Raw genomic sequence first — 13,069 nt, 5'->3', positions numbered from 1 at the left:
TAGAGTTAATTTGCTCATTTTGGAGAAACACACATTGCAGTTTACTGATCTTGGGATTGATACACGCCTTGAAACACAACTAGCACATCAAGGGATCACCCAGCCCACCGATATTCAAGCGCATGCAGTGCCTACCGCACTTGCAGGGCATGACATTTTCGCTCAGTCTAAAACTGGGTCGGGCAAAACCTTGGCGTTTTTATTACCTGCTGTACAAAGGGTTATGAAACAAAAAGCACTCAGTAAACGCGATCCTCGTGTACTTATTGTTGCTCCTACGCGTGAGCTTGCTACGCAAGTATTTACTCAGCTACGTTTATTAATTGCAGGTACAGCTATTAAGGCAGTTAAAATACTTGGCGGCGAAAACTTTAATGACCAAATAAAAGCACTTAGAAACGACCCACAATTCGTAGTTGCTACACCTGGGCGTTTAGCTGATCACATTACAAAACGCTCATTGCAATTGAGTGGACTAGAACTGCTTATTTTTGATGAAGCCGACCGTATTTTAGATTTAGGCTTTACCGAGCAGTTAAAAATGATTAACGAGCAAGCTAATCACCGTCTACGTCAAACGTTATTGTTTTCTGCAACACTTGACCATGCACAAGTAGATGCACTATCACGTAACCTATTAAAAAAACCAAAGCAAATTACGCTAAGTGCAGCAAATGAGCAACATAGTGATATTAAACAAACGTTATACCTTGCCGATCACCTTGATCATAAAGAAGCGTTATTAGAGCATTTTTTAAACCAAGATGATGTTGGTCAATGTATTATCTTCACAGCAACGCGTTCTGACACGAGCCGTTTGAGTGAAGCGCTTAATGCTAAAGGCTTCAAATCTGTAGCGCTTGCTGGTGATTTAACGCAAAACAAACGTTTAGATATCATGGATTCGTTTAGTCGCGAAAACTTTAAAATATTGATCACCACCGACGTTGCATCTCGTGGTTTAGATTTGTTGAGCGTAACGCACGTTATTAACTTTGATTTACCAAAACACGCTGAAGAATATGTACACCGCATAGGTCGTACAGGACGTGCTGGCTTTAAAGGAAATGCAATTTCATTAGTTGGCCCAAAAGATTGGGCAAGTTATTTAGCTATTAAAGCATTTTTAAATGACGAATTAAAATTTGCGAGCATAGAGAGCTTAAAAGCTAAGTTTAAAGGTTTAAAAGAGAAAAAACCTGAGGCAGCGTGGGACAAATCTAAAGAAAAAGCCGCCGCTGTTAAAAAGCCTGCATTTAAACGCAAAGCTAAACCTAAAAAGCCTACAGCACCAATTAAAGCACCGATGAACATTGATGGCGATACACCAATGCGCCGTAAAAAAAAGCCTGAGCAGGAATAATTATGAGTTACCTAGGAACCACACAAACATTATTTGTAAAAGAAGTGAGTAACGAAGGTGCTTACTTAGACGGCCATGATTTAGGTGAAGTATTTTTACCAAAACAAGAAATAAAACATGAGCTTGAAGCGGGCGATAGTATTAGTGTATTTATCTTTTTAGACAATGCTAATTTAGCCACAGCAACAATAAAGAAACCACATGCTCAAGTTGGCGAGTATGCCCTACTACGCGTTAAAGAAATAAATAGTATTGGGGCATTTTTAGATTGGGGGCTTGAGAAAGATGTGCTTGCACCTTTTAATGAACAAAAGCCACGCATGCAAGAAGGCCATTCTTATTTAGTACGCCTGTACCTTGATAATGCAAGCCAACGTATTTGTGCCTCAAACAATTTTAATCGTTTCTTATCAAAAGATGAGCCGCAATATACTCACTTACAAGAAGTGGATTTAATTGTTGCTGGCAAAACAGATATTGGCTACAAAGTATTAATTGAAGAGTCGCACTTCGGTGTTGTTTTTTACAATATGGTATTTAAAAGCTTATTTGTGGGTCAAAAGCTTAAAGGCTATATTCAAAAAGTACGTGACGACGGAAAAATTGATGTTGTACTAGAAAAGCCAGGTATGGGAAAAGTAAGTGACCTTGGTGAAACTATTATGCAAAAGCTTAAAAACGAAGGCGGTGTTATTCCACTTGGTGATAAGTCTGATCCTGAAGCAATAAAAAAGATGTTTTCTACAAGTAAGGCTAATTATAAAAAAGCAATTGGTGGCTTATTTAAACAAGAGTTAATAGATATTGAAGCGAAATCCATTCGCTTAAGATCTTAATTATAATTGGCTGTAATTACTAATAATACCTGTTTGTAATTAACCTAAAATATATTTATAAGGCAATGTACATTGCGTATATTGCCTTGAATAATCAAGCACTTCAACTTCCGACTCAAGATTGAGCGGCGCCAAACGAAAAACCTTTTTTTCACATTCTGTTTTTTTATCATCAAGCTTTGATATACATTCACTAACGCTTACATGCTGAGATATGAGTGTATCTTCATTTTTGTAACACAGATGATGAGCATAATCTTGCATTGTTTTTTTAAAATCAAACATATCGACTGGGTACGTTGGAATTATATCTGTAACGGTTGTTACACCATCGTATGCTTTATTAGAAAAAACGTACTTATTTACTGAAAAACCCGCAATAACAATTACTATAGAACCAAAAAATAACTTCAAAACAAACCCCTACTACATTTTGATTTTATTAATGTAACATAAAACTCACATAAGGTAAGGGGTTTTAGCACTATATTACTGCTTATTGTTAAATTAAGCTATAGAGTTATTAACATCACTAAGCACTTTTACAGGATTATCTGCTTGAGTAATCGGTCTGCCTATCACTAAATAGTCACTTCCTGAATCTATAGCTTGCTTAGGAGTCATTATACGCTTTTGATCACCCGCATCACTCCCTTCAGGGCGTATACCAGGCGTAACAAGCTTAAAGCTATCACCTAACTCTGTTTTTAAAGCTTTTGCTTCTTGTGCAGAACACACAACACCATCAAGCCCAGCTTCCTTTGCAAGCTTAGCTAAATAGATAACTTGCTCTTGAGCTGATTTATCAACACCTAAACGCTTAAGTTCTGTTTCATCCATACTTGTTAATACAGTCACAGCGATAAGTAATGGCGCTTTGTCACCAAATTGCTCTAGAGCCGATTTAGCTTTACTCATCATTTCAAAGCCACCAGAAGCATGAACGTTTACCATCCACACCCCCATTTTAGCAGCTGCAGTAACCGCTTTAGCTACTGTATTAGGAATATCATGAAATTTTAAATCTAAGAAAACATCAAAACCTAAATCAATTAACTCTTTAACAAATGCAGGTCCAAAATAGGTAAACATTTCTTTGCCGACCTTGAGACGGCAAGTATCAGGAGAAAGTTGTTTAACAAAGTTTAAAGCAACTTCTTGATCATCGTAATCTAATGCAATAAGAATTTTTTTTGAGTGTTCGAAAGACATAACTATCCTAGTGAATGGCAGTAAAGTTATAAATTATGGGGTTATTAAAATCCGTCTAAGCCTCGACTTGGAACAATGGTTTCCCAATGCTTACAAGAAGGGCAGTTCCAATATATGGTGTAGCTTGTAAAACCACAATGCTGGCATTGGAAATCTGGTTTTGTAGCAATATAAGAGGTTACAAGCTTATCAATTTCGTTAAGTACTTCTTTAGTATTTTTATTTTGGTCACCCATTAATTGCAGTAAAAAACTAAAACCACGAATAGTAGGTTGACGTTTTAAGCTATCAGTTAAAAATTCAAAGGCTTGCTTAGTGTGACCTTGCTCAAGTAATGCTTGGCAATGCTTTATTTTAATTAATACTCCGCCCTTCTCTAACAAGTCACTGACTAACTCGTGAAATTGATGCGTCAAATTCAATTGTTTATAACTGTGTGCCAGCTCATCAATAAACAACGGAGCAAACAAGGTAAATTGAGAGACAAGTTCACGCCAGTAATAAATAGCTTTAACGTAATCTTCTTTTGCGTAAGCAACTAACCCTAACTCGTAAAGCGGACGCACGGCTTTATAATTTAAGCTAATCGCTTTTCTCATTAGTTGGGGTGTATTGTCACTTAAAGCTGACTCACAATAAAAATTAGCAATTGCTTTAAATTGCTGTTCTTTTGAAAATAGTTCGCTATGGGCTTCAAACATGTTGATGCCTTTTTCCCACTCACGGGTTTGCGAATATAAAGTGATAATAGGGTCCAGCGCTTCTACATGCCCTGCTTTAACTAGCCAAACTAAGTGCTCTTCCGCACTATCTAGTAGTCCGGCCATTATATAATCTTCGGCTAATTCTAAACGGCTAGTTGCAGCTTGTTGTTCATTTAAGCTTGGGTGTTTTAATAGAAGTTCGTGAATTTTTATTGCGCGGTCTAATTCACCTCTACGGCGAAACATGGTGGCAAGTGTAGAATAGTGTTCAACCGAGTCGGCTGAAACTTCAAGTAAGTTGATTAAATGCTCTAAGCCTTGATCTTCTTCTCTATCGAGTAGAAATTTTAAGCCTTTGCTATATTCAGAAGTGATCTGACGATTAAGTTGATGAGCTTGGTTTTTAGCACTGTTTTTACCCATAATCCAACCGTAACCAGCGGCAACAGGTAATAGTAAAAACAAAAGCTCAATCATAGTTAGGTGTCTTTATTCGCGGCAAGCTTTTTTTTATCTTTTTCAGGCGCTAATTGCTTTTTTAAGCGGTAGTTTTGCCACTTTAATTGCGAAAACAATTTAAAGCTAATAAAACAACCAATCAAAACACCTAATAAAAAGCAGATACTTATTATTACAGCTAAAGGTAGCGTATTACTGGCTATAATGTAATTTACTTGTACTAACTGTGGGTTTTGTGACCCTAATACAAATGCACTGATAAGGCATAGTGCAACCAGAATAATTTTTAATACCTTGAACAAGTAACTACTCCACTAAGTTAACTAGGCAATGCTTTCATTCACGCGGTCGCGTAATTCTTTGCCTGGTTTAAAATGAGGTACATGCTTTCCTTCAAGCTCAACTGTATCGCCAGTCTTAGGATTACGACCTGTGCGAGGAGCGCGGAAATGCAAAGAGAAACTACCAAAACCTCTGATCTCAATACGATCTGAAGTAGATAATGAGCCGGCCATTTGTTCAAGAATTTCTTTTACAGCATTCTCAACATCTTTCACTGGAACGTGTGCGTGTTGTTCCGCAAGTATTTCTATCAATTCTGACTTAGTCATAGCGTTTCCTTAAAAAGAGATATAGGAAGGGCAAAAAATGCCCTTCCAACTAAAAACTAATTATATATTAGTCTTTTTGTGCATTTGCGAAAGCAGCTGCCATTGCGTTTTCAAACACTGGCTCTTCTTTCTTAAGCTTCTCTAGTACTTCTTTCTCTTCTGCTTCGAAAAGAGCTTTTACAGATAAGCTTAAAGTGCGGTTCTTACGATCAACACCAACGTATTTAACTTCAATCTCGTCGCCTACAGAAACAACAGTAGTTGCATCTTCAACGCGCTCTTGAGCGATATCAGCTACACGGATGTAACCTTCAACGCCTTCGATAAGTTCAACAGTTGCGCCTTTCGCATCAACTTCAGTCACTTTACCTTTAACAATAGCACCTTTTTTGTTTGCATCAAGGTAGTTATTGAATGGGTCAGCTTCGATTTGCTTAACACCTAGAGAGATACGTTCACGCTCTGGGTCAACTTGCAATACGATAGCAGTGATTTCGTCACCTTTCTTGAATTCACGTACAGCTTCTTCGCCAGGTGTATTCCAAGAAATGTCTGAAAGGTGTACAAGACCGTCAATACCACCGTCAAGACCGATAAAGATACCGAAGTCAGTGATTGATTTGATCTTACCAGTAACTTGATCGCCTTTGTTTTGTAGACGAGCAAATTCCTGCCAAGGATTAGCAATACATTGCTTAAGACCAAGAGAAATACGACGACGTTCTTCGTCAATTTCTAAAACCATAACTTCAACAGTGTCGCCAAGGCTTACAACTTTTGAAGGATGGATGTTCTTGTTAGTCCAATCCATTTCAGAAACGTGTACTAAACCTTCAACGCCTTCTTCGATTTCCACGAAACAGCCGTAATCTGTAAGGTTAGTAACACGACCAGAAAGTTTAGAACCTTCTGGGTAACGACCAGCGATAGCTGCCCATGGATCTTCACCAAGCTGTTTAAGGCCTAGAGAAACACGAGTTTTATCTTTGTCGAATTTTAGAACTTTAACTGCGATTTCGTCGCCAACATTAACGATTTCTGAAGGGTGCTTAACACGCTTCCAAGCCATATCAGTAATGTGTAGTAGACCATCAACACCACCAAGGTCAACGAATGCACCGTAGTCAGTAAGGTTCTTAACGATACCTTTAACTTCTTGGCCTTCAACAAGGTTAGCAAGAAGCTCTTCACGTTCTTGTGAGTTTTCAGATTCGATAACTGCACGACGTGAAACAACAACGTTGTTACGTTTTTGGTCAAGCTTGATTACTTTAAACTCAAGCTCTTTGCCTTCAAGGTGAGTTGTGTCACGTACTGGACGAACATCAACAAGTGAACCAGGTAGGAAAGCACGGATTGAATCAACTTCAACTGTGAAACCGCCTTTAACTTTACCGTTGATAACACCAGTAACAGTCTCTTGCTCTTCACATGCTTTCTCAAGACGGATCCATGCTTCGTGACGCTTAGCTTTCTCACGAGAAAGGATAGTTTCACCGAAACCGTCTTCAATTGCATCTAGTGCAACATCTACTTCGTCGCCTACAGCAACTTCTAGTTCACCAGCAGCATTTTTGAACTGCTCTGCAGGGATAGCACTTTCTGATTTAAGACCAGCATCTACAAGTACAATGTTATTCTCGATAGAGATTACTGTACCTTTAACGATAGAGCCTTGCTCTGCTTCAAAACCCTTTAAGCTTTCTTCAAATAACTGCGCAAAATTTTCTGACATACGAATATACGTCTCATATATTAATACCAATAAGCAACCATGCTGCATGGGGTTGTTAAAATAGCACTGGCATCCTGCTGGCGCATAAAATGTATTTAGCTTCGTTTAGGAAGCTTACCTTCAGAGATAGCAATATCCAATAAAGTTATTACCTTATCAAACACTTGCTGTGCATTAAGATCGCTAGTATCGATCTCAATAGCATCCTGTGCAGGTACAAGCGGAGCAACGGTGCGATTCATATCGCGCTCGTCACGAGCTTGAATGTCCTGTAATAGACCACTTAGTGTAACATCAAGGCCGCGCGTATTCAACTCAACAAAGCGTCTACGAGCACGCTCTTGTGCACTGGCTGTTAAATATATTTTTAACGGCGCATCTTGAAAAACCACAGTGCCCATATCACGGCCATCGGCAATTAAGCCATTTTCAGTGCGAAATGCACGCTGGCGACGTAATAACGCTTCACGAACGCGAGGTAATGCTGCAACTTTTGAAGCCGCAGCGCCTACTTCTTCATTACGAATAGTAGTGGTTACATCTTCGCCTTCTAAAATAACTTTTCCTGCATTAGTTTGGCTATCTACCAAAAACTGCACATCTAAATTTGCAGCAAGCGGGACAAGCCCTTCTTCATTGTCTAATGCAATTTGGTGATGAAGTGCAGCTAAAGATAAAACACGATAAATCGCACCGCTATCTAATACATCCCACCCTAACTTGTCGGCTAACAAGCGACAAACAGTTCCTTTACCTGAACCACTTGGGCCATCAACGGTGATCACGGGCATTAATAACGCCTGCATTTAAAACCTCCTGCAATGCACACCTAAATAAACCGCGACATTATACGTCAGTTATTAAAATATATCTGCTATTAGTGTGTAACTTTTGTAATTACTTCTAATTAGCTTATTCACTGACTGACGCTAAAACATTGAAAAATGTAGGAAATGTTTTATAGGTACACTTTGGATCATTAATTGTTATTGGCTTTCCACCAACGGCAACCATTGCAAAACACATGGCTATACGGTGATCGTCGTAAGTATCAACAGCAACATCATTAAATGTTTCAGGTGGGGTGATCTCTATAAAATCTTCACCTTCTACAACCTGTGCGCCTACTTTACGAAGCTCAGTTGCCATTGCATATAAACGGTCTGTCTCTTTTACTCGCCAGTTATAAATGTTACGAATGGCTGTTGGGCCTTTGGCAAAAAGAGCAACAGTTGCAAGAGTCATAGCTGCATCAGGAATTGCATTGGCGTCAATATCCACACCTTTTAGTTCGCCTTTGCGAACAACTAAACGCTCATCATACCAATCAATTTTTGCGCCTACTTGCTCCATTACTTTGGCAAAGCCTATATCACCTTGCACCGACTTGGCACCCACGCCCTTAATTTCAATCTCACCGCCTGCAATTGCAGCCGCAGCAACAAAGTAAGAGGCAGAAGATGCATCGCCTTCAACCATTATGCGATCTAATGATTGATACTGTTGACCACCTTTAACTTTAAAAGTTGCATAATCACTGTGCTCAACATTAACTCCAAAACGTGCCATTACATCAAGTGTAATATCAATATAAGGTTTAGAGACTAAAGTACCTTTAATAGTTATTGTTGTATCACCGTTAAATAATGGCGCTGCCATTAATAGAGCGGTTAAAAATTGACTTGAAATACTGCCGTCAATTTCAACCTCACCGCCTTTTATTTGGCCACCGACAATTTTAAGTGGTGGGTAGTCTTTGTGCTTTGTATAAGTAACATCACCACCCAATGCTTGCAGCGCGTCAACCAAGTGCCCTATCGGGCGCTCTTCCATACGTGGCTCGCCTATTAGCTCGTATTCACCAGCAACGCCAGCAAGTACTGCCGTTAAAGGTCTATAAGCAGTACCCGCATTACCTAAAAACAATGGCTCAGTCGGTGTATTAAACACACCACTAACACCCTCTACGGTGGCTACAGTGCGGTCATCATTTAAAGTTACATTTACACCTAATAACTTTAAGGCGCCCAGCATATGGCGTATATCGTCACTATCAAGTAAGTTTTCTACAACGGTAGTACCGCTTGCAAGTGCTGCTAATAATAAAATTCTGTTCGATAGACTCTTTGAACCTGGTAGGGTTACTGTGCCATTTACTCTAGAAATAGGTTCTAAACGAAGCTGCTCCATTAGCTGTGCTCCTTTGCAAAAGCAGCCATAAAGTCTACAAGTGCTTGAACACCTTCAATAGGCATTGCGTTATAAATACTTGCGCGCATACCGCCCACAATTCTGTGGCCTTCAAGAGCGAGTAACCCTGCATCTTTAGACTGAGCAACAAACTTATCATTTAAGCTTTCATCATTAAGCCAAAACGGAACATTCATACGTGAACGGCAATGTTTAGCTACTTTATTGGTATAAAAGCTCGATTCATCAATAAAGTCATAAAGTAGCTGCGCTTTAGCAATATTTTGAACTTCCATCGCTTTTACGCCACCATTACTTTCAAGCCATTGAAATACTTCAGCAGCTAAATACCAAGCAAATGTAGGAGGCGTGTTAAACATGCTGCCTTGTTTTGCTTCTAATGCGTAATCTAAAATGCCTGGCTTAGGTAAGCCTTCACGCTCAAGTAATGTTTTACGAACAATAACGATTGATATGCCCGACGGGCCGATATTTTTTTGCGCACCAGCGTAAATTAAATCAAATTTATTAACGTCTATTTCGCGTGATAAAATAGTTGACGACATATCAGCAACGATCGGTGCAGTTGGGTGGCTTGGTACATCAAAAATTTCTAAGCCGTCAACCGTTTCGTTAGGGCAATAGTGAATGTAAGATGCATCTTCTGGTAACACCCAATCAGCAACCTGTTTAATAGAAAACTCGCCATTGGCATCATTACGCACATCAATAGAGGTTGCTTGAGTAAACTTGTTGGCCTCGTCTGTTGCACTTTTTGACCACACGCCGTTTTCGCAATAAACCGCAGCTTTGCCTTCTTGGTGTAAATTTAATGGCACAGCACTAAACTGACCACGACCACCACCATGCATAAACAGCACTTCAAATTCATCACTGATATTCATTAGGCGACGAAGGCTGGCTTCACATTTAGCTGTAAGGGCTAAAAACTCTTTGCTACGATGGCTTATTTCCATCACAGACACACCTAAATCTTGCCAATCTAGAAACTCTTTTTGTGCTTTTTTCATAACCGCTTGCGGAAGCATAGCTGGCCCCGCACAAAAATTATATTTACTCATTACCTTTGCCTCATTCCAGTAATTTAACTACTTAGCATGAATGCTCAATACCCACCCACTAAACCTTTGAGTTTTAGTGAATGAATATAACTTCACACCCTATTAATTTTTTTCAACAACATTAAAAAAAGCGGCCAAGGCCGCTTTTTCAATATCAATTATTCTGAAGGAGGATTATCATCCGCTACTTCATCAATAACCGTATCTACAGTTTCAACGTCTTCAATATCAATCAAGTCACTTTCTGTAACTTCAATCTCTTCTATACGTTGTAAACCAACTACTTGCTCTTCGTCAATAGTTCTGATCAAAATAACACCTTGGGTGTTACGTCCAACCGTAGAAACTTCATTAACGCGAGTACGTACTAAGGTACCACGATTTGAAATAATCATGATTTCGTCGTTATCATCAACTTGTACAGCGCCAACAACAGCACCGTTACGCTCACTCACCTTGATAGATACAACACCCTGTGTTGCACGGCTCTTAGATGGGTAATCTTCTAGTTGTGTACGCTTACCGTAACCATTTTCAGTTACCGTTAAAATAGCACCGTCAGTTTTTGGTACAATTAACGATACTACGCGTTGATCATCGGCCATTTTAATACCACGAACACCTGTAGCAGTACGACCCATTGGGCGAACACCTTTGAAACGAATCTCAGGGTTACCTTCTTCGTCTAATACTGGGTTACCGTTTTCATCAACAACTGTTGTTTCTTCAGCTTCTTTAAAGCGTACAACTTTACCTGCATCAGTGAACAACATAATTTCGTTGCTACCATCGGTAATATCAACACCAATCAGGCTATCGCCATCATTTAAGTTAACAGCAATAATACCGCTTGCACGTTGACGACTGTAAGCCGTTAATGGTGTTTTCTTAACTGTACCAAATGCTGTTGCCATAAAGATGTATTTATCTTCTGCGTACTCGCGTACTGGCAATATAGCAGTAATACGTTCATCAGCTTCAAGTGGTAACAAGTTAACAATTGGCTTACCGCGCGCTGCACGACTCGCTAGTGGTAACTGATATACTTTAAGCCAATATAAACGACCGGCCGTAGAGAAACACAATATAGTATCGTGTGTATTTGCAACTAATAGACGTTCGATGAAATCTTCATCTTTCATCTTCGTTGCTGACTTACCTTTACCACCACGACGCTGTGCTTCGTAATCAGACAATGCTTGATACTTCACATAACCTTCGTGAGAAAGCGTTACTACTACGTTTTCTTCGGTAATTAAGTCTTCAAGGCTGATATCGTGAGCAGCTGCATTAATTTCAGTGCGACGCTCATCACCATATTGCTCTTTAATTTCAACTAGCTCGTCACGTATAACTTCCATTAAACGCTCAGGAGTTGCCAAAATATAAAGTAGTTCAGCAATTAGTTCTAATAACGCTTGGTATTCGGTCAAGATTTTTTCGTGTTCAAGACCTGTTAGCTTATGTAAACGCAAATCAAGAATTGCTTGAGCTTGTTGCTCAGAGATATAATATTGACCATCGCGAATACCAAGTTCGCTTGCTAACCAATCTGGACGAGCAACATTGTCTTCACCTGCTTTTTCAAGCATACCTTGTACATTACCTAATTCCCACGGACGCGCTGTTAAAGCAATTTTAGCTTCAGCAGGTGTAGGGGATTTACGAATAAGTTCGATAATTGGGTCAATGTTCGCAAGCGCAATCGCTAAGCCTTCAAGCGTGTGTGCACGGTCACGGGCTTTGCGTAAATCAAATACTGTACGACGAGTTACTACTTCACGACGGTGAATAATAAACTCTTCTAACATTTCTTTTAAATTGAAACATTTAGGTTGGTTATTAATTAGCGCAACCATATTCATACCAAACACAGTTTGTAACTGAGTTTGTGAATACAAGTTGTTTAAAATAACTTCGCCTACGTCACCACGTTTGATTTCAATAACGATACGCATACCGTCTTTATCTGATTCATCACGTAGCGCACTAATACCTTCAATTTTCTTATCTTTAACCAGCTCAGCAATTTTTTCAATTAAACGAGCTTTATTAACTTGATAAGGAATTTCGTGAACGATGATTGTTTCACGGCCTGTTTTTTCATCGGTTTCGATGTCGGCGCGTGCACGCATGTACACTTTACCACGGCCAGTTAAGTAGGCTTGTTCAATACCCTTCTTACCGTTGATAATTGCAGCCGTTGGGAAATCAGGACCAGGAATATAATCCATTAACTCTAAAATAGTTAAATCTGGATTTTGAATAAGTGCCAAACAACCATTTACAACTTCAGTTAAGTTATGTGGTGGTATATTTGTAGCCATACCTACTGCAATACCTGACGAACCATTCACTAATAAATTAGGAACTTTCGTTGGTAAAACATCAGGGATGAACTCAGTGCCATCGTAGTTAGGAACGAAATCAACCGTTTCTTTTTCAAGATCGGCTAATAACTCATGCGACATTTTAGCCATACGTACTTCTGTATAACGCATTGCCGCTGCTGAATCACCATCAACCGAACCGAAGTTACCTTGGCCATCTACTAGCATATAACGCAGTGAGAATGGCTGAGCCATACGAACTATCGTGTCATAAACTGCACTGTCGCCGTGAGGGTGGTATTTACCGATTACGTCACCGACCACACGGGCCGATTTTTTGTAAGGCTTGTTCCAGTCATTACTAAGCTCGTTCATTGCAAACAAAACGCGGCGATGAACAGGTTTTAAGCCGTCACGTACGTCTGGTAATGCACGTCCTACAATTACGCTCATTGCGTAATCTAAGTAGGAGTTTTTTAACTCGTCTTCAATATTGACTGGCAGAATTTCATTGGCGAGATCAGTCATTTGATATCACATTCCTTCA

Annotated in this window: 12 protein-coding genes; 2 read left to right on the top strand and 10 right to left on the bottom strand. The window is 39.5% G+C overall.

The window, feature by feature from the left end; genetic code table 11:
• Window positions 1-34 precede the first annotated feature (34 nt).
• Together H5088_RS00505 and H5088_RS00500 are read left to right on the top strand one after the other, a co-directional pair.
• Window positions 35-1,363 (top strand): DEAD/DEAH box helicase, encoded by a 1,329-nt coding sequence (locus H5088_RS00505; protein WP_182715358.1) that lies wholly within the window; start codon window positions 35-37, stop codon window positions 1,361-1,363.
• Between the two features lie 2 nt (window positions 1,364-1,365).
• Window positions 1,366-2,199 carry a S1 RNA-binding domain-containing protein gene (locus H5088_RS00500; RefSeq protein WP_002961188.1) on the top strand — a complete coding sequence of 278 codons (834 nt, stop codon included), beginning with the start codon at window positions 1,366-1,368 and terminating at the stop codon, window positions 2,197-2,199.
• A 39-nt stretch (window positions 2,200-2,238) separates the two neighbouring features.
• Here the strand turns inward: H5088_RS00500 and H5088_RS00495 are convergent, their stop codons facing one another.
• The 10 genes from H5088_RS00495 to gyrA form a co-directional block, all read right to left on the bottom strand.
• Entirely contained in the window at window positions 2,239-2,613 is a 375-nt protein-coding gene (locus H5088_RS00495) for a hypothetical protein (RefSeq protein ID WP_024595713.1), read from the bottom strand.
• Between the two features lie 93 nt (window positions 2,614-2,706).
• Window positions 2,707-3,411, bottom strand: a complete 705-nt coding sequence (gene pyrF, locus H5088_RS00490; RefSeq protein ID WP_002961184.1) for an orotidine-5'-phosphate decarboxylase — start codon at window positions 3,409-3,411, stop codon at window positions 2,707-2,709.
• Between the two features lie 44 nt (window positions 3,412-3,455).
• On the bottom strand, window positions 3,456-4,592 hold the full coding sequence (lapB, locus tag H5088_RS00485; RefSeq protein ID WP_002961182.1) for a lipopolysaccharide assembly protein LapB: 1,137 nt from the start codon (window positions 4,590-4,592) through the stop codon (window positions 3,456-3,458).
• A gap of 2 nt (window positions 4,593-4,594) precedes the next feature.
• Complete coding sequence (locus H5088_RS00480; protein WP_039489780.1) at window positions 4,595-4,876, bottom strand: lipopolysaccharide assembly protein LapA domain-containing protein; 282 nt, start codon at window positions 4,874-4,876, stop codon at window positions 4,595-4,597.
• Window positions 4,877-4,897: 21 nt separating this feature from the next.
• A complete protein-coding gene (gene ihfB / locus H5088_RS00475; protein ID WP_002961178.1) occupies window positions 4,898-5,185 on the bottom strand; it encodes an integration host factor subunit beta in 288 nt (95 codons plus the stop codon).
• 67 nt (window positions 5,186-5,252) lie between these two features.
• Window positions 5,253-6,920 carry a 30S ribosomal protein S1 gene (gene rpsA / locus H5088_RS00470; protein WP_002961176.1) on the bottom strand — a complete coding sequence of 556 codons (1,668 nt, stop codon included), beginning with the start codon at window positions 6,918-6,920 and terminating at the stop codon, window positions 5,253-5,255.
• Window positions 6,921-7,015: 95 nt separating this feature from the next.
• Window positions 7,016-7,726 (bottom strand): (d)CMP kinase, encoded by a 711-nt coding sequence (cmk, locus tag H5088_RS00465; protein ID WP_182751950.1) that lies wholly within the window; start codon window positions 7,724-7,726, stop codon window positions 7,016-7,018.
• A gap of 106 nt (window positions 7,727-7,832) precedes the next feature.
• Complete coding sequence (gene aroA, locus H5088_RS00460) at window positions 7,833-9,110, bottom strand: 3-phosphoshikimate 1-carboxyvinyltransferase (protein WP_182672604.1); 1,278 nt, start codon at window positions 9,108-9,110, stop codon at window positions 7,833-7,835.
• Window positions 9,110-10,192, bottom strand: a complete 1,083-nt coding sequence (serC, locus tag H5088_RS00455) for a 3-phosphoserine/phosphohydroxythreonine transaminase (protein ID WP_024595544.1) — start codon at window positions 10,190-10,192, stop codon at window positions 9,110-9,112. The genes aroA and serC overlap by 1 nt, the downstream gene beginning before the upstream one ends.
• A 158-nt stretch (window positions 10,193-10,350) precedes the next feature.
• Complete coding sequence (gene gyrA / locus H5088_RS00450) at window positions 10,351-13,050, bottom strand: DNA topoisomerase (ATP-hydrolyzing) subunit A (protein WP_002961163.1); 2,700 nt, start codon at window positions 13,048-13,050, stop codon at window positions 10,351-10,353.
• Window positions 13,051-13,069: the final 19 nt, after the last annotated feature.

Origin of the sequence: Pseudoalteromonas sp. SR43-3, from assembly GCF_014163875.1 — a bacterium.
GTDB lineage: Bacteria > Pseudomonadota > Gammaproteobacteria > Enterobacterales > Alteromonadaceae > Pseudoalteromonas > Pseudoalteromonas distincta.
The sequence above is the reverse complement of the archived record's forward strand: the minus strand, read 5'-3'. Positions and strand labels throughout refer to the sequence as shown.

Excerpts from the sequence above, each read along its gene's own strand:
- aroA (WP_182672604.1), bottom strand. The coding sequence starts at position 9,110 with ATGGAGCAGCTTCGTTTAGAACCTATTTCTAGAGTAAATGGCACAGTA.
- cmk (WP_182751950.1), bottom strand. The coding sequence starts at position 7,726 with ATGCAGGCGTTATTAATGCCCGTGATCACCGTTGATGGCCCAAGTGGT.
- pyrF (WP_002961184.1), bottom strand. The coding sequence starts at position 3,411 with ATGTCTTTCGAACACTCAAAAAAAATTCTTATTGCATTAGATTACGAT.
- ihfB (WP_002961178.1), bottom strand. The coding sequence starts at position 5,185 with ATGACTAAGTCAGAATTGATAGAAATACTTGCGGAACAACACGCACAC.
- lapB (WP_002961182.1), bottom strand. The coding sequence starts at position 4,592 with ATGATTGAGCTTTTGTTTTTACTATTACCTGTTGCCGCTGGTTACGGT.
- gyrA (WP_002961163.1), bottom strand. The coding sequence starts at position 13,050 with ATGACTGATCTCGCCAATGAAATTCTGCCAGTCAATATTGAAGACGAG.
- serC (WP_024595544.1), bottom strand. The coding sequence starts at position 10,192 with ATGAGTAAATATAATTTTTGTGCGGGGCCAGCTATGCTTCCGCAAGCG.
- rpsA (WP_002961176.1), bottom strand. The coding sequence starts at position 6,920 with ATGTCAGAAAATTTTGCGCAGTTATTTGAAGAAAGCTTAAAGGGTTTT.
- H5088_RS00500 (WP_002961188.1), top strand. The coding sequence starts at position 1,366 with ATGAGTTACCTAGGAACCACACAAACATTATTTGTAAAAGAAGTGAGT.